Source organism: Arthrobacter sp. BI5, assembly GCF_056680065.1.
The window spans coordinates 3724642-3743982 of record NZ_CM155264.1; the positions used below are offsets into that span (position 1 = coordinate 3724642).

The 19341-nt window shown below is 67.8% G+C and carries 14 protein-coding genes; 9 read left to right on the top strand and 5 right to left on the bottom strand.

Going from position 1 to position 19341, the window contains the following annotated elements:
* Window positions 1-88: 88 nt before the first annotated feature.
* Window positions 89-1453, bottom strand: coding sequence for an MFS transporter (locus tag AC1MED_RS17270; protein WP_479784647.1), 1365 nt, complete (start codon window positions 1451-1453; stop codon window positions 89-91).
* 158 nt (window positions 1454-1611) lie between these two features.
* Between AC1MED_RS17270 and AC1MED_RS17275 the strand changes: the two genes are divergently transcribed.
* Together AC1MED_RS17275 and AC1MED_RS17280 are read left to right on the top strand one after the other, a co-directional pair.
* Window positions 1612-2466, top strand: coding sequence for a LysR substrate-binding domain-containing protein (locus AC1MED_RS17275; RefSeq protein WP_346959344.1), 855 nt, complete (start codon window positions 1612-1614; stop codon window positions 2464-2466).
* A gap of 219 nt (window positions 2467-2685) precedes the next feature.
* Window positions 2686-3042, top strand: a complete 357-nt coding sequence (locus tag AC1MED_RS17280) for a hypothetical protein (protein ID WP_346959343.1) — start codon at window positions 2686-2688, stop codon at window positions 3040-3042.
* A gap of 164 nt (window positions 3043-3206) precedes the next feature.
* On the opposite strand, the gene AC1MED_RS17285 is transcribed toward AC1MED_RS17280, so the two are convergent.
* Both AC1MED_RS17285 and AC1MED_RS17290 read right to left on the bottom strand, forming a co-directional pair.
* A complete protein-coding gene (locus AC1MED_RS17285) occupies window positions 3207-6764 on the bottom strand; it encodes a bifunctional proline dehydrogenase/L-glutamate gamma-semialdehyde dehydrogenase (RefSeq protein WP_479784649.1) in 3558 nt (1185 codons plus the stop codon).
* A gap of 281 nt (window positions 6765-7045) precedes the next feature.
* A complete protein-coding gene (locus AC1MED_RS17290; protein WP_346959430.1) occupies window positions 7046-8509 on the bottom strand; it encodes an amino acid permease in 1464 nt (487 codons plus the stop codon).
* A 142-nt stretch (window positions 8510-8651) separates the two neighbouring features.
* On the opposite strand from AC1MED_RS17290, the gene AC1MED_RS17295 reads away from it, so the two are divergent.
* The 3 genes from AC1MED_RS17295 to AC1MED_RS17305 all read left to right on the top strand — a co-directional run bounded on the left by AC1MED_RS17295 (window position 8652) and on the right by AC1MED_RS17305 (window position 11124).
* Complete coding sequence (locus tag AC1MED_RS17295) at window positions 8652-9560, top strand: LysR substrate-binding domain-containing protein (protein ID WP_479784651.1); 909 nt, start codon at window positions 8652-8654, stop codon at window positions 9558-9560.
* A 65-nt stretch (window positions 9561-9625) separates the two neighbouring features.
* A complete protein-coding gene (gene panD / locus AC1MED_RS17300) occupies window positions 9626-10054 on the top strand; it encodes an aspartate 1-decarboxylase (RefSeq protein ID WP_479784652.1) in 429 nt (142 codons plus the stop codon).
* Window positions 10055-10197: 143 nt separating this feature from the next.
* Window positions 10198-11124, top strand: coding sequence for an AEC family transporter (locus AC1MED_RS17305; RefSeq protein ID WP_346959339.1), 927 nt, complete (start codon window positions 10198-10200; stop codon window positions 11122-11124).
* A gap of 50 nt (window positions 11125-11174) precedes the next feature.
* Here the strand turns inward: AC1MED_RS17305 and AC1MED_RS17310 are convergent, their stop codons facing one another.
* The gene (locus AC1MED_RS17310; RefSeq protein ID WP_479784654.1) at window positions 11175-13388 is read right to left on the bottom strand and encodes a discoidin domain-containing protein; all 2214 of its coding nucleotides are present in this window, start codon (window positions 13386-13388) and stop codon (window positions 11175-11177) included.
* A 319-nt stretch (window positions 13389-13707) separates the two neighbouring features.
* Between AC1MED_RS17310 and AC1MED_RS17315 the strand changes: the two genes are divergently transcribed.
* Entirely contained in the window at window positions 13708-14736 is a 1029-nt protein-coding gene (locus AC1MED_RS17315) for a GmrSD restriction endonuclease domain-containing protein (RefSeq protein WP_479784656.1), read from the top strand.
* Window positions 14737-14748: 12 nt separating this feature from the next.
* On the opposite strand, the gene AC1MED_RS17320 is transcribed toward AC1MED_RS17315, so the two are convergent.
* Window positions 14749-15738 carry an LLM class flavin-dependent oxidoreductase gene (locus AC1MED_RS17320; protein ID WP_479784658.1) on the bottom strand — a complete coding sequence of 330 codons (990 nt, stop codon included), beginning with the start codon at window positions 15736-15738 and terminating at the stop codon, window positions 14749-14751.
* A 181-nt stretch (window positions 15739-15919) separates the two neighbouring features.
* On the opposite strand from AC1MED_RS17320, the gene AC1MED_RS17325 reads away from it, so the two are divergent.
* The 3 genes from AC1MED_RS17325 to AC1MED_RS17335 all read left to right on the top strand — a co-directional run bounded on the left by AC1MED_RS17325 (window position 15920) and on the right by AC1MED_RS17335 (window position 19336).
* A complete protein-coding gene (locus tag AC1MED_RS17325; protein ID WP_479784660.1) occupies window positions 15920-16789 on the top strand; it encodes an aldo/keto reductase in 870 nt (289 codons plus the stop codon).
* A 64-nt stretch (window positions 16790-16853) separates the two neighbouring features.
* The gene (locus AC1MED_RS17330; protein ID WP_479784662.1) at window positions 16854-17555 is read left to right on the top strand and encodes a type 1 glutamine amidotransferase domain-containing protein; all 702 of its coding nucleotides are present in this window, start codon (window positions 16854-16856) and stop codon (window positions 17553-17555) included.
* A gap of 86 nt (window positions 17556-17641) precedes the next feature.
* The gene (locus tag AC1MED_RS17335) at window positions 17642-19336 is read left to right on the top strand and encodes a helicase HerA-like domain-containing protein (RefSeq protein WP_479784664.1); all 1695 of its coding nucleotides are present in this window, start codon (window positions 17642-17644) and stop codon (window positions 19334-19336) included.
* Window positions 19337-19341 lie beyond the last annotated feature (5 nt).

The window sequence follows — 19341 nt, forward strand, 5'->3', positions numbered from 1 at the left end:
TTTCCGCCGCGGTTCCGGACAGCCGCTACGCCGACCCGCGTAGCGGCTGTCCGTTATCGGCGCGGAAAGCTGTATCCGCCGCGGAAAGCTAGGCCCGGACGATCCGCAACAGCCGCCGCCGGTCCGTCAGGTCCACCCTGAGCGTCAGCTCGCCACGCCTGGCCAGTACGACGGCGACCACCGCCGCTGCGAGCGCCGGCACCCCGCCGGAGACGAGGATCGCCGTGCGGGGATCCAGGTGCTCTGCCAGCGCCCCCATCAGCGGCCCGCCGATCGCCTGCCCGCCGATGAGCACCATGATGTACAGGCTCATGACCCGGCCGCGGATCCCCATGTTGGCGCTTACCTGGACCAGCTGGTTGGCGGCGGTAAGGAACATCAGACACCAGAAACCGGCCAGCACCATGGCCGCCCCGAACAGGGCCATCGAGGGCGCCCCGGCCGCCAGGCAGAGCATCAGCCCGTACATTCCGGCGCCGAGCACCACCGAGCGCAGCCTGAGCTGCCGCCGCCGCGCGGAGGTAATGGCCCCGGCGAGCGCGCCGAGCGCCACCAGGGAGTTGAATAGTCCGTAGCCGCCCGCTCCTGCGTCGTAGACGTGGTCGGCGAAGGCCGCCAGCAGCACCGGCAGGCTCATCGCGAACACCGCGACGAAGCCGGCCGTCAGCCACGGCCAGTAGATTGTGGGTTTGGCCAGCGCGTACCGCAGCCCCTCCCTGAGCATGCCCTTGCGTTTGGCGGCTGGCGCCGTGAGGTGCAGTTCGTCCTTGCGCAGGATCAGGAGCATCGCCAGCGTGGAACAGCAGGCCAGCGCGTTGGCGGCGAATGCCCAGCCCGCCCCCACCGCGCTGAGCAGGATGCCCGCAACGGCTGGGCCGATCAGGCCGCCGAGCTGGAAGATCGTGGAATTCACGCTGATGGCATTGCGCAGGTAGGCCGGTCCCACGAGTTCATTCACAAAGACCTGCCGGGCCGGCTGGTCCAGCACCGTGACCAGGCCCAGCGTCAGGGCAAGCGCGTACACGTGCCAGACCTCGATCCGCTGCGAGAGGGCCAGGGCAGCAAGGCTTGCGGCCAGGACCGCGGCCACGCCTTGGCACAGCATCAGGATTTTCCGTTTGGCGAAGCGGTCCGCCATCATGCCGCCCCACGGGCCGAGAAGCAGCGAGGGCAGGAACTGCAGCGCCACCGTGACGCCCACGGCGGTGACGGAGCCGGAGAGCTGGAGCACCAGCCAGTCCTGGGCAATACGCTGCATCCACAGCGCCACCACAGCTACGAAGTGTCCGGCCGCGAAAATCCGGAAGTTGCGGACCCGCAGCGAAATGAAAGTGTGCCGCCACGGCAGCCGCTCACTGACGACGCCGATCGGTTCGGTGACGGGTTGCCGGCAGGACTGCCGGAGAGGCTCCTGCTGCGCTGCGGCGGCCTGGAGGGGCGGAGGGGGTGGCACGGCAAGTCCTCAGGGAAGGGAGTTTACGGGGGCTGCCTTAACGCTAAGCTGGCGCCAATCGATAATGGAAGGTTATTCTGCGCATAACTAGCATCACGAACTGCAATGTATTGGAGCCGGAGTGAATCGAGTGCGGGATCCGCTGACCGGGGGCGGGCATGTTTGAACCTGCCCAGCTCCGCTCTTTCCTGGCGGTGGCCGAGACGCTCAGCTTCACGCGGGCCGCGGAACGCCTCGGGCTGGCGCAGCCGACGGTCAGCCAGCACGTCAGGAAGCTTGAAGCCGCGGCCAGGCGCACCCTGGTCACCCGTGACACCCGCGATGTGCGTCTGACGGACAACGGCGACGCCATGGCCGGCTTCGCGCGCAGTATCCTCGCCGCCCACGATTCCGCCGCCCGCTATTTTTCTGGCTCCGCCATGCGCGGCCGGCTGCGCTTTGGCACAGCGGACGACCTTGCCATCACGGGACTCCCCCGGATCCTGCGCGAGTTCCGGCAGATCTACCCGCAGATCAACCTGGAGCTCACGGTGGGCCAAAGCGACCAGCTCTACAAGCGGCTCAACGCCGGCCAGCTGGACCTCGTTTTCGTCAAGTGGGTGGCCGGGGCCAAGGACGGCACCGTGGTGCAGCAGGATTCCTTTTCCTGGGTGGGCCTCGAGCAGACTGTGCTGGACCCGGGGGACCCGGTGCCGCTGATCGCCTACCCCGCGCCCAGCCTGAGCCGGAAACTGGCCATCGACGCCCTCGAAGCCAGCGGCCGGACCTGGCGCATCACCTGCACCACCCGTCAGATCAGCGGCGTGCTGGCCGCCGTCCGGGCCGGAATCGGCGTCGCCGTGATGCCGTCCTCGCTGGTCCCGGAGGACCTGAAAGTCATTACCCGGCGCTTCGACCTGCCCGCCGTGGGCGACGTCGACTTCACCCTGATCCGCAATCCGCTCGCCAACACCGAGGTGATTGAAGCCCTCACCCAGACCATCGTCGGCCGCGCCCTGAACCGCTCGGCCTGACCCCCGTACCCGTGTACCTACTCGGCCGGGCCCGGTACCTACCCGCAAAATACCCGACCGAACGGGGTCAGTACGCACCCATTGAACACACGTGGTACTTGCCCTATCCTGACCTTGTTGAAGGTCAAGCAGAGGCCCGCCACCACTATTCGACAAACGAACGCTCGTCCTTGTTGCTGCCCGGCGGCGACGGCACCCGGCGTTCGGGATAGGCCAGCAATGACGCCAGCCATAAACCGCCCCCGCCCAACGGTCAGGTCCGCCCGGCCCTTGAAGGCCGCCCGGCCGCTCGCGGGATCGCCCCGCCTCGAGGGCGTGCCGCACGCCGCCCTCGGCCGGCTTGATGCACACCCCGCCCCCGCCCGGACTGACGATGACTTCGTCGGCATCCCCTACTGCGAGCGCTGCGGGACGGACGAGTTCGTTTACCTGGAGACGTTCGTACCCGCCAAACACCGCCGGGATGGGACCGTGAGTCGGCTGGGCGAGGTCACCTACTTCTGCTCGGGATGCGAAGACTTCTCCGCGCACGCCGTTCCGGCGTCCTGGGCGCCGCCGGGCTGGTACCTCGGCTAAGAGCCGCGGCCCGCACCGCACTTGATCCAACGGCAATCGCCGCCGTGCCCGCTCTTTAGCGCGGACACGGCGGCGATGCTGTTTGCCCTGGAACTGCCGGAGACCGGCCCCGGGATCCCCGGGGCCGGCCCGGCGCCCGAAGCAGCTAGAGGCGCCCGAAGCAGCTAGATCAGGCCGTCCGAGAGGTGGTTGGCGGTGCCGAACCGGTGTGCCGTGATGCTGACGGCCTGCTCGTGCAGGAACGGCAGCAGCTCCACCCGCCCGGCCTCCGTGACCGGATGGGCGTAGACGGCCAGGTCGGGTCGGCCCCCGGTGGCCTCTGCCAGCGCCGTCGCGTCCCCGCCGATCAGGCGGATCCGCGTCACGGACAGCTTCGCGGCCCCGGCGAGCCGGGCTGCGGACGCCAGCCAGTCGGCGTCGTCCTCCACGGTGACCGCGATCCCCAGGCCGGACAGCACGGCGCGCAGCTGTGCGGGCAGTTCGACCGCACTGGACACCGTGAGCTGCGATCCCGCCTGGACGCCGGCGGCAACAACCCGGACCAGTTCGCCGAGCGGATTTCCGGCGGCGAGCCGCACCGTGACCGGCAACGGGCGGTAGCGGAAGACGTTGCGTTCGGCGCTCAGCCCGGAGACGTCCTTGGCGGTGCCGAACTCCTCGGCCCAGGCCCGGGCGTCGGAGGCCAGTGAGCGCTGCAGCGGGGCCAGTTCCTCGGCGGTCAGGAAACCCCTGGCCGCGTCCTCGATCCGGCGCACGCCGGAGTGCAGCGGCGCCGGGGCCTGCCCGGCTTCGGCGGCGGTGCTGGGCTTGCTGGCCCAGTCGCCGAGCCCCGCGAGGTAGTTGGGGCCGCCGGCCTTGGTCCCGGCACCCACGGCGGACTTCTTCCAGCCGCCGAAGGGCTGGCGCTGCACGATCGCGCCGGTGATGCCGCGGTTGACGTACAGGTTGCCGGCCTGGACGGTGTCCAGCCAGAGTGCCAGTTCATCCGAGTCGAGCGAGTGCAGGCCGGAGGTCAGGCCGTACTCGATCTGGTTCTGGATCGCGATGGCTTCCTCCAGGGTGGCGGCAGTCATCACGCCGAGGACCGGGCCGAAGAACTCGGTGAGGTGGAAGTAGGACCCGCGCCGGACGCCGTGGCGCACGCCGGGGCTCCAAAGCCTGCCGGATTCGTCCAGCTGCTTCGGTTCCACAGCCCAGGCCTCGCCCTCGCCGAGGGTGGTCAGCGCGTTGAGCAGCTTGCCGCCGGCCGGTTCGATGATCGGGCCCATCTGGCTGGCCGGGTCCTCCGGGTAGCCGACCTTAAGCGAGGTGACGGCGTCTATCAGCTGGTTGTGGAACCGCTTGGACGTTGCAACGGACCCCACCAGGATCACCAGCGAAGCCGCGGAGCACTTCTGGCCGGCGTGGCCGAAGGCGGAGTACGCCACGTCCTTCGCCGCCAGGTCCAGGTCGGCACTGGGGGTGACAATGATGGCGTTTTTGCCGCTGGTTTCGGCCAGCAGGGGCAAGTCCTTGCGGAAGGAACGGAACAGTTCGGCCGTCTCGTAGCCGCCGGTGAGGATGACGCGGTCCACGGCGGGGTGGGAGATCAGCTGCTGGCCGAGTTCCCGCTCGCCCAGCTGCACCATGGTGAGCACGTCGCGCGGTACCCCGGCTTCCCAGAGCGCCTCGATCATGACGGCGCCGCTGCGCCGTGCCTGCTTGGCGGGCTTGATCACGACGGCGGAGCCCGCGGCGAGGGCCGCGAGGGTGGAGCCGGCCGGGATGGCCACCGGGAAATTCCACGGCGGCGTCACCACGGTGAGCCTCGCCGGCACGAAGGTGGCGCCGTCGACGTCGTCGAGCTTGCGGGCCAATTCGGCGTAGTAGTGCGCGAAGTCGACAGCCTCGCTGACCTCGGGGTCGCCTTGGTCGATGGTCTTGCCGGTTTCGCTGGCCATCACCTCGAGGAGGTCGGCCCGGCGTGATTCGAGCACGTCGCCGGCGCGGTGCAGGATCGCGGCACGCTCGGCGCCGGAGAGCGCGCCCCACGCCTTGCCCTTCTCCACGGCGGTGTCGATGACGGCGTTGAGGGTGGCCTCGTCGTCGATGGTGGCGGCCTCGACCGCGGCGTTGCCCAAGGTGGACGTCGCCACCCGGCCCAGGATGGCGCGGCCCCAGTCGCGGTTGGCCGGCAGCGACGGGTCGGTGTCCGGGGTGTTCTCGAAGGCGTCGTGCGGCATCGGCGCGGCCGGGAGGGCGCGGTTCTGCCGGCGGTTCGGGGCCGGGACCTCGTCGTCGAGCTTGGCGAGGGAGGCGAGGAAACGCTGCTTCTCGCGCTCGAAGAGGGTTTCGTTGTCGCTGAGTTCGAAGGCGGCGGACATGAAGTTGTCCTGGCTGGCGCCCTCTTCGAGCCGGCGGATCAGGTAGGCGATCGCGACGTCGAACTCGGCCGGGTGGACCACCGGAGTGTAGAGCAGGAGCGAGCCGACGTCCTGCTTGACGGCCTCGGCCTGGCCCTGCGCCATGCCCAGCAGCATCTCGAACTCGATGCCCTGCTGGGCGGTATCCGCGATGCCGCGCTGCTTGGCCAGCAGCCAGGCGAAGGCGATGTCGAAGAGGTTGTGGCCGGCGACGCCGATCCGGATGTTGCGGATCCGGTCGGGGTGCAGCGCGTAGTTGATGACGCGCTTGTAGTTGGTGTCCGAGTCCTGCTTGGTGCCCCAGGTGGCAAGCGGCCAGTCGTGCAGGGAGGCTTCGACCTGTTCCATCGGCAGGTTGGCGCCCTTGACCACGCGGACCTTGATCGCAGCGCCGCCGTCGGCGCGGCGGGCCGCGGCCCACTCCTGCAGGCGGATCATCGCGGCCAGGGCATCCGGGAGGTAGGCCTGCAGCACGATGCCGGCCTCAAGGTCCTTGAACTCGGGCTTGTCCAGGATCCGGGTGAAGACCGCGATGGTCATATCCAGGTCCTTGTACTCCTCCATGTCCAGGTTGATGAACTTGGCCTTCTGCCCGCCGGCGGCAAACGCGGCGGCGCGGGCGAAGAGCGGGGTGAGCTTTTCGACCACGTGCTCCACGGCCTCGTCGAAGGCCCAGGCGGAGTGTGGGGCCACGGTGGAGGAAACCTTGATCGAGACGTAGTCCACATCGGGCCGGGCGAGCAGGGTGTGCGTGCCCTCGAGCCGGCGGGAGGCCTCGTGTTCGCCGAGCACGGCTTCGCCGAGGAGGTTAACGTTCAGCTTGATGCCGTCCTTGCGGATCTTTGCAATCGCGGGACCAAGCTTGGCATCAGTGGCGTCGACGATGAGGTGGCCGACCATTTCGCGCAGCACGCGGCGGGCAACCGGGATGACCACCTGCGGCAGTACCGGGGCCACGGCACCGCCAACGCGGACGGCGCTGCGCATGTACCACGGCAGGAAGGCCGGGACCTTGGGGGCCAGGGCGGCGAGGTTGCGGGCGGCGACCCGGAGGTCCTCTGGGCGTACGACGCCGTCGACGAATCCGACGGTGAAGTCCAGGCCGTTAGGGTCCTTCAAAACACCGGCGAGCTGCGCGGCGGACGCGTCAACGGGGACCTGGGCTGCCGCGGTGAGCCAGCGGCGGACCAACGCGATGGTCTCCTCGGCTAGGGCTGCAGCCTCAAGCACGGGCGAGCCTTCCGAAACGGCGGCGTGCGTGGCGTCTTTGCCCGCGTACGTGCCGGTGTTCAGGCCGGATTCCGTTGAGGTGTTGGTCATGGTGGCACTCGTTCTTTCTCAATATGTGGACCGTTCTTGAATCAGTATGCGACTGGATTTTCATAAGATAAAGCGATGTTTTCTGAGCAATACTGGTTAGGAAAATCGCATCTTTCGGCGGCCCGCCCCCACTTCCGGCACCTACCGGTGCGACACTCCCTCAGCTCCTGCCCCTAACCAGCGAACCCTCCCTCACGAGGTGAGGGAGGGTTCGCCGAAATCGGGCCGGACCTGAGGGAGCGTCCGGAATATGGCTGCTAAACGTGAGGGAGCGTGGGGAGTCAGCCGACGTGGCGGTGCAGTTCCACGGCCTCTTCGTGCCGCGGGCTGTCCGGGTTCATCAACGAGTGCTTGCGGCCGTAACCGAAGTAGATGACCAGCCCCACCACCAGCCAGACGCCGAAACGGACCCACGTCTCCCAGTGCAGCTGAAACATGAGGAACGCCGAGGCGAGCATGCCGAAAAGTGGAACCACCGGCATGAAGGGCAGCCGGAAGGTGCGCGGCGCGTCGGGCTTCTTGTAGCGGAAGATGATCACGGAGAGGCAAACGACGACGAACGCGGCCAGGATACCGATGTTCGTCAGGTCCGCGACGGCCTTGATCGGAAAGACTCCGGCCAGCACCGCCGAGGCCACGCCCGCGATCCAGGTGACGCGCTGCGGGGTGCCGTGGCGGTCGGTCTTGGCGAACCAGCCCGGCAGCAGTCCGTCGCGGCTCATCGAGAACCAGACCCGGGTGACACCCAGCAGGAAGGTCAGCATGACCGTCAGGATGGACAGCACGGCGAAGACAGAGATGATCGTGGCGATCACCGGCAGGCCCACCCCGTTGAAGGCGGAGGCGAAGCCGGCCTTGGGATCGATGTCCTGGTAGTTCTGCATCCCGGTCAGCACCAGGGTCGCGGCGACGTACAGGAGCATGGCCACAATCAGGGACAGGATGATCGCCTTCGGCATGTGCTTCTTGCCGTCCGTGGCTTCCTCCGCCGCGGTACTCATCGCGTCATAGCCGAACACGGCAAAGAACACGGTCGCGGAGCCGGCCAGCACCGGGCCGAAGCCGCTGGGCATAAACGGGTTGTAGTTATTGGTGTTGATGTAGAAGATGCCCAGCCCGATGATGAACAGGATCAGGACGACCTTGATGGCGACGGCCACGAGCTCGAAGCGCCCGAACGTCTTGGTGCCGCGGGAGAGGATCCAGGTCACGAGCAGGCAGACGGCAATGGCGGGGATGTTGACGACACCACCCTTGCCTTCATCGAACGTCGACGTCATCCAGACGGGCATGTGGATGCCGATGCCGGAGAGGAACGCGTCGAAGTACCCGGAAATGCCGATGGCCACCACGGCAACAATGGCAATGTATTCCAGCAGCAGGTCCCAGCCGATGAACCAGCCAATCACCTCCCCCAGCGCCACGTACCCGTAGGTGTAGGCCGAACCAGCCCGGGGAATCATGCCCGCGAACTCTGCGTAGGACAGGGCCGCGGCCGCGGAAGCAAGGCCGGCGATCAGGAACGAGAACAGCACGGCGGGGCCGACGCCGGGTTCGCTCTCGCTTCCGTGGGCCACCAGCCCGGCCAGCGAGAAGATGCCGACGCCGATAATGCCGCCGACGCCGATGGCCGTCAGCTGCCACAGCCCCAGGCTCTTAAAGAGGCCGCTGTGCTTGTTTTCTTCCTCAATGTCATCGATGGGCTTGCGCCGCATGATCGACTTGGTTAAATCTTTGGTGCTCATCAGGGTCTCCTGGTCAGAAGTGGCGCCCATCAATCCACCCTGTGATGGGGGTAACTCGGTGACAACAGTATGCAAGCCGGATTGCATTAGATAAAGTGAATTCTCCTAATCAATAACCATTAGAATTCACAAAGGAATAGCGATGCTCGACGTCCGGCGGCTGCGTCTGTTGCGCGAACTCAAAATCCGGGGCACGCTCGCCGAGGTCGCCGAGGCACTGCAGTACAGCCCCTCCTCCGTCTCCCAGCAGCTGGCGCTGCTGGAAAAGGAAGCCGGCGTCGCACTGCTGCGGAAGACGGGCCGCCGGGTGCAGCTCACTCCGCAGGCCGAGGTGCTGGTGGCCCATACCGCCCAGCTATTGGAGACCCTGGAGCAGGCGGAGGCCGACCTCGCGGCCTCAATGACCACCGTGACCGGGACGGTGCGGATCGCCGTTTTCCAGTCCGCCGCACTGGCCCTGATGCCCGACGCCCTGACCCGGATGTCCTCCAGCTACCCGGAGGTCCGGATCGAGATGATCCAGCGGGAGCCTGAAACGGCCCTCCATGAAACCTGGGCCCGTGATTTCGACCTGGTCATCGCGGAACAGTATCCGGGCCATGCGGCACCCCGCTACGCCGAGCTGGACCGGCTCCGCCTGACCGGCGATGCGATCCGGCTGGCGGTCCCGCCCGCGTCCCCGGACCGTCCCGCCGTCACTTCCCTCGCCGACACCGCAGGGCTGGCCTGGGTGATGGAGCCCCGGGGTGCGGCATCCCGGCACTGGGCCGAACAGGCCTGCCGCAGTGCCGGCTTCGAGCCGGATGTGCGCTATGAGACCGCCGATCTGCAGGCGCAGATCCGGCTGATCGAATCGGGCAACGCGGTGGCGCTGATGCCGGACCTGGTCTGGACCGGCCGGGGCACCACGGCGCAGCTGATTGACCTCCCGGGCAACCCCCACCGCACCGTCTTCACGTCCGTGCGCCGTTCCAGCGCGAAACGCCCGGCGATCGTCGCGGCCCGCGAAATCCTCGCCGAGACCGCCGCGTCCATCGCTCCCGCCGCCTGAAGTCCGACGCCGGTGTTTCCTAGCTCACAGCGCGGCTCCGTTGCCGGCGCTACACTGAATAAGTTATGAATCGCACAATGTTCAAGTCCAAAATCCACCGCGCCACGGTCACCCACGCGGACCTCCACTATGTCGGCTCGGTCACCGTGGACCTGGACCTGCTCGAGGCCGCCGACATCCTGCCCGGTGAACTCGTCGCGATCGTCGACGTCACCAACGGGGCCCGGCTCGAGACGTACACCATCGCCGGCGAGCGCGGCTCCGGCGTCATTGGCATCAACGGCGCTGCCGCGCACCTGATGCACGAAAACGACATCGTCATCCTGATTACCTACGCCCAGATGACCACGGAAGAGGCCCAGTCCTACACCCCCAAGGTGGTCCATGTGGACAGGGACAACAAGGTAATCCAGATCGGGAGCGACCCCGCAGAGGGCTACACCGCCGGACTGCTCCGGCCACCGCACGCGCTGAACAACGCCACCCTGAACTGACACCTCCGCCCCCGGGGCGTCCCCGGCATGCCTGAGCAATCATGTCGTCCCGCTGCCAGCCCTGACGGGGTAGCGGAAAAATCTGATTATTGTGGGACGGTGTCCGTCATCCTTCCCCCGCCCGCGCTGCCCCGGACAGCCGCGTGCTAGGCGTCCTGGCCGGTTTTTTCGTTGTCTGGTGCATCATCCTGGTCGGCATGTTCGTTGGCCGGCGAAACATCCTGGGCGACAACGCCCGCTCCGTCCTCAGCGCGCTGACGTTCTTCGTGGCCAGCCCGGCCCTGCTGTTCGAGACCCTCAGCAAAGCCAGGCTCGGTGACGTCTTCGCCGCGCCGTTGCTGGTGACCGCAGTGGGTGCCATCGCCACCGCTGCCCTCTACTTCGGTGTGGTGCGTCTGCTGCTCAAGCGCCCGCTGCCGGAAGCCCTGGTGTCCGCCATGAGCGCCTCGCTGGCCAACTCCGCCAACCTCGGCATCCCGATCGCCGTGTTTGTGCTGGGCGACGCCAGCTATGTGGCACCCCTGCTGATCTTCCAGCTGGCCTTCTTCACCCCCTTGTTCCTCATGGTCCTGGACGCCACCACCAGCGCCCACCGGACAACACCGCTCAGTTTCGTCCTGATGATCCTCCGGAACCCGATGATTGTGGGCTCCGGGCTGGGCCTGCTGGTGGCCGGGACGGGCTGGCAGATTCCTGAATTGGTACTGCAGCCCATCCACCTGATCGGCGGCGCCGCGATCCCGGCCATGCTGCTGTCCTTCGGCATGAGCCTGAACGGGTCGCGCCCGCTGCACGCCTCGGCCCGGCGCCGGACCGACACCCTGCTGGCCTGCGCTTTCAAGCTCATCGTCCACCCGGCGCTGGCGTACCTCTTCGCCCGGTTCGCGCTCGGCCTGCAGGACCAGGCTCTTTTCGCCGTGGTCGTCACGTCCGCGTTGCCCACCGCGCAGAACGTCTTCGTGGTGGCCAACCGCTACCGGACCGGGCTCGTTGTCGCCAAGGACACCGTGTTGATCACCACGGTGGTGGCCGTCCCCGCCATGATCGGGGTGGCGCTGCTCCTCGCCTGAGGCCGGGTCCCGCCGGAGAACGGCCCGACGCCGGCGGGTTCGGCCGCCGCTCAGCCCGGGGCTGTTGCCACGGAGATGCTGTAGGGCGGCAGCGTGATGGTGGCATGCCTGTCCGTGCCGATGGTGGTGCTCACCGGCGGGTCATTGGGGTCCGGGTGTCCCCCGTTGCCCCGGCCGTGGGACGGGTTCCACTTGTACTGCTCAGCGGAATACTGGTCCAGCTCAAGCTTGCCCTCAACCGGCTGGGATTCACCGCCGCCGTCCTGCATCAGCCGGACCGTGATGGCCCGCTGGGGGTCCTTGTTGAACAGGATCACGCTGAGCTTGCCGTCGGGCCGGCGGAGCGTATAGGCGGTCACCAGGTCCTGGCCCTTGGCGTTGCGCACATCGCTGGTGGTCTTGTACATCGTGTGGCTGCCCGTGCCGGCCTCCAGCCAGGTGTGGTTCACCAGCCTGGCTGCCTGGTAGCCGGCCACGGGCCGGATTTTCCATTCGTCGTAGAACTGGAAAATCATGAGGTTGCCCCGGGTGTCGCATTTCTCGCCCACCTCGTCCTGGAAGACCCAGTTCGGCTCTATTCCGTAGAAATAGCTGCTCTCTCCGCCCATCGCCAGGAACAAGGCGGCCGTTTCCGCGTTGACCATGGCGCCGGGCAACTCCAGCTCTACCTGCCCAACAAACGAGGAATAGCCATACTCGGTGATGACTTTGGGCACCTCGGCCGGCAGGCCGGCATCCGCCTGGCGTTTGAGGAGCTGCCTCAGCAGCTCCGGGTTCTGGGGCAGGGTCCCGGCGGGATTGGCGCAGACGTCGTCGAAGGGGTACCACTCGAAGGAAAAGAAATCGAAGTCCGCCATCGCCCCGCGGTGCCGCAGGTAGGAGACAAAGCGGCCGGTCCAGGACCGGACCCCCTTGTCGTCCGGCCAGTGCACCCAGTCCGGCAGCGTGGTCTGGTAGCCCGGGCCGCCGAACTCCAGCGACGGGTTTACGGCCTTCATGGCGGCGGCCATCTGGACGTACAGCGCCCCGTAATGCTCCGGTTGGGCGAGCTGACCGTCAGGTTCCTCGCCGATCTCAATCCGTTGGACGGGGTAGCCGCGTTTGCCGAGGTAGCGGGCCAGCGCGGCGGCGTCCTCGGGCGTTCCGTACAGGGCGGGAACCGGGACCATCATGGGCTCGCCTTTGGTAATCCCGCTGGCGAAAAGCCGCTCGAAGCTGGCGTGCTCATAGTCTTTGTCGATGTCATCCTTGCTGTGCCACGGGTCCGTCGACGAGGTCCACATGACCGTCTGCCGATGCGACTTCCGGTGCCGGACGTGGTCGACGAACGCACCCGCCTGCTGCTGCCCGATGTAGAGTTCGCGAACGGCGACCCCGAGCCGGTCGCGGATGTCGCGGGACCCGGCAGGGTCGGTGTCCGAGTCCGCCGTGAAAAGGATGCGCACGTACTGGGCGCTGACCGGCTTGGATGCGATCCGCACCGTCTGGGACCCCCCGGTCCCCCGCTGCGCGGCCTGCGGGAAATCCCGCCAGTTGCCGTTGTCCACGGGGAAGCGTGCATCCCGGCCGACCCAGTACTGCACCTTGAAGCTGGTGGCATACGGCGTACCCCAGTCGAGGCGGACGGTGTCCATCGGCAAAGCCTGCGGGAATTCGACCATGATCCACTGCGGATGGAGGCTGTCGGGTTCACCGGTGAAGTGGGAATCCAAATAGGGGTTGGACTTCCAGAATGTCTCGACGTCACCGTCGTTGAGGCGCGAGTGGCCACTGTTCTTGCCTTGATCGATGGTGTTGCCGCGCCGGGGAAGACGGTAGCCGTATGAGACCCCGTAGTCCTCCACAGGGTCGGAGGAGGACGTCCAGTACCCCTGTTGCTTGTCCGGCTGGCTCCAGGTCCCCCGCGGGTTCCAATGCCACGCCTTGACGCCCAATTCGGTGCGCAGGCGGTAACTCACCGGCCCGAACCCGGCCGACTTCATGGCTTCCACATTCCGGGCCGACCAGACCCGGTCGATTTCGTTTTCTTCGAGGCCGTCGACGCCGACCCCCATGGCACGGTGGCCGTCAAACTTGTTCACCGGGTTGTCCGTCTCGATGCTGATGATGCCGTCAGCGTGCGGAAGCGGCCCCGGCGGCGCACCGCGCAACGCGACGGTCGAACCGAGCCAGATGCCCACTGCCGCGAGGCCCGCGACGGACATCAGGACGACGCGCCGGGAGGGTCGAAGGGCCGGTCTTTTCCGCTCAGCATGAGGTGTCATGGAGATCCTCGGGTCCGCAGTTGTCCGAACAGGGCATGGGAACTAAACCGGGCGGCTCTGAGCCAGCCACCCGCAACGGCAACGCCGTCGAGACGATCAAGTCCCAGTGTGCCGGGCCTTGCCGTAAATTTCTACGGCCCGGAGGCCCCCAATGTGCTCCGCGGATGGGCCGCCCCGGCGCTGCCCGGCCGCGCAGGGCCGCGCAAGGCCGGCCCGGTGCCGGCCCAACGGCGTGGCAGGACGGCCCGGGCAGCGGCCGGCCCTAAGCTGGGAAAGGCCAAAAAGGGTCCGGAAACCAGGCAGGCAGCGGGGGGAAGAATTGCGCAAGAAGGGCTCGCTCGGCGGCGCCGTCGACTGGATTGCCTGCGGTGTTGCCGGACTGCTGCTGGCGGCTTCGACCTCTTGCGCCGTCCCGGCAGGCAGCGGAATGGCGACGTCCCCCTCGGGCCCCGCCGGCGCGGCCACTCCACCCCCCACTGCCGCATCCAGGGCGGCGGCCGCCAAAGCTGCGACTGCCCCCGCCCAAACTACGGCGCCGGCGCACCGGCAACCGGCCTTCGCGGGCAAGGCCCTCGACGTGCTGTCGACGCTCCCGGTCAAGGGCAGGGCACCCAAGACCGGTTACTCCCGTGACCAGTTCGGCCAGGCCTGGGCCGACGTCGACCGCAACGGCTGCGACACCCGCAACGACGTGCTCCGGCGCGACCTGACGGCGGAAGCGCTCAAACCCGGGACCCGGGGTTGTGTGGTGCTCTCCGGCGTTCTGAAGGACCCCTACACCGGGAAGCTCATCGCCTTCCTTCGCGGCGCGAGCACCAGCAGCGCCGTCCAGATTGACCATGTCGTGGCGCTCAGTGACGCCTGGCAGAAGGGCGCGCAGCGGCTGAGCCCGGCCCGGCGGCTCGCCTTCGCCAACGATCCGCTCAATCTTCTGGCGGTGGACGGCCCGGCGAACCTGCGAAAGAGCGACGGCGATGCCGCCACCTGGCTGCCGCCGAACAAGGCCTACCGCTGCGACTACGTGGCACGCCAGATCTCGGTCAAGGCCAGCTACGCACTCTGGGTCACCGCGGCCGAGCATGACGCCATGGCGCGGATCCTGGGCGGCTGCCCGGATGCCGTGGTCCCCGCCAGCCAGCAACCGGCCGCCCCGGCGCCGGCACCGGCGGCTCCGCCTGCGCCGAAAGCCCCGGCCACGCTCCCGGCACGGCCGGCGCCTGCGCCTGCCGCGGTGTACTACGCAAACTGCACCGCGGTGCGGGCTGCCGGCGCCGCCCCCATCCGGCAGGGGCAGCCCGGTTTCAGCAGCAAATTCGACGGCGACGGCGACGGGGTCGGCTGCGAGTAGCCGCCCTCCGGTTCAGACCCGGGCGAGCCCGGCGACCTCCGCGAGGAGCTCCACCGAACGCAGCCTGTCCTCGACGCCGGCGCTCTGGTGCGCGACGATCAGCTCGTCGGCGTCGGCGTGCGCGGCGAATTCGTCCAGGTAGTCCAGCACGGCGGCCGGGGTGCCCACGGCGGAGTACTTCATCATCTGCGCCATGTGCTGGCCCTGCGGCGAGTCCAGGATCATGTCCGCCTCGTCGTCGCTGAAGACGCGGCCGTTGCCGAAGAACAGCGACACCCGGGCGCGCTTGGTGGCCTGGAACATCTCCTGGGCGTCGGCGGCGGAATCCGCGGCGATCACGTTGACGCCGGCGATCACGTGCGGGGCGTCCAGCTGCTCGGAGGGCCGGAATTCGCGGCGGTAGAGGGCCACGGCGTCCTGCAGGGCGTTGGGCGCGAAGTGCGAAGCAAACGCGTAGGGCAGGCCCAGCTGGGCGGCCAGCTTCGCCCCGAACAATGATGAACCCAGGATGTAAAGCGGGATATTGGTGCCCTTGCCGGGGGTTGCCTCCACGCCGGGGATGCGGGTGGGGCCGGTCAGGTAGCCCTGCAGTTCCAGGACATCCTGCGGGAAGCTGTCCGCGCTCATCGGATCCCGGCGCAGGGCCCGCATGGTGTTCTGGTCGCTGCCGGGGGCGCGGCCCAGGCCCAGGTCGATCCGGCCCGGGTGCAGGGTCTCAAGCGTGCCGAACTGCTCGGCGATGGTCAGCGGCGCGTGGTTGGGCAGCATCACGCCGCCGGCCCCGAGCCGGATGCTCTTGGTGTGGGCCGCGACATGGGCGATCAGCACACTTGTGGCGGAGGACGCGATGGACGACATGTTGTGGTGCTCGGCGTACCAGATGCGGCGGTAGCCCAGCTCCTCGGCGCGTTGCGCCATGGCCACGCTTCCGGCGAAGCTTTCTGCCGCCGTCTGGCCCTTGCCGATGATTGCGAGGTCAAGGATGGAAAGCGGAACAGTCACGGAAAAGCCGGCCTTTCGTAGCGGAGCATGGTGTCTGGAAAATTTCGTCTGCCGCGCCGGACTCCGGCCGGCGCACACTGATGCCAACGGCGCCGGGGCCCGGCTTATTTCTGCGCGGCCGGAATCGCCGGCAAGACTGCCCGGCAGGAATACTCAGCACCCTTAGTGGGTTGCCGCCCTTATGAGCCACGACAACTCGCAGCATCCGGAATCATCCGCAACGATCGATTTGAAGGACCTGGGAACAGTCCACCGGCTGGGCTTCGGCGCCATGCGCATCGTCGGCGACGGCGTCTGGGGCGAACCAGCCGACCGGGACGCGGCCATCGCCGTCGTCCGGCGGGCCGTCGAACTGGGCGTCGACTTCATCGACACCGCAGACTCGTACGGGCCAAACATCAGCGAGGAGATCCTCGCCGAGGCCCTGCATCCCTACAAGGACGGCCTGAAGATCGCCACCAAGGTCGGATTCACCCGCACCGGCCCCGATGAATGGGTGCCGTTGGGCCGCGCCGAATACCTGCGCCAGCAGACGGAGTTGAGCCTGCGCAAGCTCAAGGTCGAGGCCCTGGACCTGCTGCAGCTGCACCGTATTGACCCCAAGGTCGACCCGGAAGAGCAGTTCAGCGTGCTCCGCGACCTGCAGAAGGAGGGCAAGGTCAAGGCCCTTGGCCTGTCCCAGGTCAGCGTGGCGGAGCTTGAGCAGGCCGGCCGGTACTTCACTGTCTCCACGGTGCAGAACCGCTACAACCTGACGGACCGCAGCTCCGAAGATGTCCTTAACTACGCTGAAGAGCACGGCATCGGCTTCATCCCGTGGGCCCCCATCTCGGCCGGCGAACTTGCCCGGCCGGGCGGCCCGCTGGACGAGGCCGCCACGCGGCTCGGCGCCACCACCTCCCAGGTGGCTCTCGCCTGGCTGCTGCGCCGCTCCCCTGTGATGATGCCGATCCCGGGCACCGGTTCGGTCAAGCACCTCGAAGAGAACCTGGCCGCCGCCGGCGTCGTCCTCGATGACGCCACCTTTGCCGAGCTCAAAGCCGCACGCTAGCAAACCAACCATCCCCACCCCATCCCTTGGCCGGCCCCGTGGCCGGCAGAACAGGAGCAAAAACATGGCTAACATCCTGATGGTCGTATCCGCCGCCGATTCCCTCACCATGCGCGACGGCAGCAAGCACCCCACCGGCTACTGGGCCGAGGAACTCGTGGTCTCGCACCAGACCCTGAAGGGCGCCGGACACAGCGTCAGCATCGCCACCCCGGGCGGCGCCAAGCCCACGGTCGACGAGGTCAGCCTGGCGGCAGAGTCCGCCGGCGGCGAGGACCGCGCCGACGGCTTCCGCAAGTACATCGGCGGCATCGATGGCGAGCTCTCCTCGCCGCTGGTGCTGGCCGATGTCGACCTTGCCGGGTACGACGCGATCGTGATGCCCGGCGGCCACGGCCCGATGGCAGACCTGTTCGAGGACGCGGACCTCGGCCGGCTGCTGGTCGAGGCCAACACGGCCGGCAAGGTCATCGCCCCCTTCTGCCACGGTCCCGCCGGCCTGCTGAGCGCCGTCGACGACGCCGGAACCTTCACCTTCGCGGGGCGCCGCCTCACCGTGTTCACCAACGAGGAGGAGCTCGGCGGCGGCACCGGCGAGAACACGCCGTGGTTCGTTGAGGACGTGCTCAAGGAGAAGGGTTCGGTCATTGAAAACGGGGCCGCCTGGAGCTCCAACGTGGTCCGCGACGGCAACCTCATCACCGGCCAGAACCCGCAGTCCAGCGAGGACGTGGCGAAGGAAGTGCTCAAGGCCCTCGCCGAATAGCGGCGCCCGCCAGGCCCACAAATGAACCGCAAATAAACACTGGCCGATGCCGGGTCCGCGCTGGCGGACCCGGCTAAGCTAGCGGCATGGCCATCAAATCCACTGCAGATAAAGTCGCCACCATCCAGAAGGGCTACACCCTGGAGGGACCCACGATCGAGCTGGGGGCCGCGATCGTCGACGGCGAACTCCGCAAGGACGCGCCCGTCCGGCTGCCGCTGGCGATGATGAACCGGCATGGCCTGGTGGCCGGCGCCACCGGTACCGGCAAGACCGTGACCCTGCACATGATGGCCGAGCAGCTCTCCACCGCCGGTGTCCCGGTCTTCCTCGCGGACATCAAGGGCGACCTTTCCGGCCTCGCCACGGCCGCCGCCGGCTCGGACAAACTCAAGGCCCGCACCGACAGCATCGGCCAGGCCTGGTCCGGGAAGACGTTCCCGGTGGAGTTCCTGGCCCTCGGCGGCGACGGGGCCGGCATCCCGGTGCGGTCCACAATCACCTCCTTTGGCCCCATCCTGCTGTCGCGGGTGATGGAGCTCAACGAGACCCAGGAGTCCAGCCTGCAGCTGGTCTTCCACTTTGCGGACAAGAACAACCTTGAACTGATCGACCTGAAAGACCTCCGCGCGGTCATCCAGTTCCTCACCTCGGCGGAGGGCAAGGACGAGCTGGAGAACCTTGGCGGCCTCTCAAAGTCGACCGCCGGCGTCATCCTCCGCGAACTCATCACGCTTGAGGCGCAGGGCATGGAGAAGTTCTTTGGCGAGCCGGAGTTCGACACCGCTGAACTGCTGCGGACCGCCCCCGACGGCCGCGGCGTCGTGACCTGCCTGGAGCTGCCTACCCTGCAGACCAAGCCCATGTTGTTCTCTACCTTCCTGATGTGGCTGCTCGCCGACCTGTTCGAGGACCTTCCCGAAGCGGGCGATCTGGACAAGCCGAAGCTCGTGTTCTTCCTCGACGAGGCGCACCTGCTGTTCAACGGCGCCTCCAAGGCCTTCCTCGACGCGATCACCACCACGGTCCGGCTGATTCGCTCCAAGGGCGTGGGGATCTTCTTCGTGACGCAGACGCCCAAGGATGTCCCGGCGGATGTCCTGGGCCAGTTGGCCAATAGGGTCCAGCATGCCCTGCGGGCTTTCACCCCCGAGGACGCCAAAGCGCTCAGGGCGACGGTGTCGACCTTTCCGGTCAGCGACTACGACCTCGAAGAGACGCTCACCTCGGCCGGAATCGGCGAGGCCGTCATCACAGTTATGAATGAGAAGGGCGCTCCCACCCCGGTGGCCCTGACCCGGCTGCGGGCGCCGGAGTCCGTGATGGGCCCCAGCGACGATGCGCTGATTTCCAGCACCGTGGCAGGCTCCGCCCTGCTCGCCAAGTACGGCACGGCCGTGGACAACGTCTCCGCCTACGAAAAGCTCGCAGGCCGGGCGGCCGCACCGACCGGCCCCGCGGCCGGCTCCCCCACCGGTTCGGGACCCGGAACCGGACTGGACCCCGACGCCGTCGACGCGGACGCCCGCCGGATCGAGGAAGAGATCCTGGGCCGCCCCAGCAGCCGCACAGCGCCGACGCCCGAACCGGACCGTACCCCGCAGCGGCGCGCCCCGCAGTCGCAGGGAACCGGCGGCGGCATGGCCGGAGACCTCGCCGGCGCGCTGGGCGGGGCGCTGGGCGGCGGGCTCAAGAGCATGGCCCGTTCGCTGGGTACCCAGATCGGCCGGGAGCTGCTCCGCGGCGTCTTCGGCACCTCTTCCCGGCGGCGCAGGCGCTAGCCGCC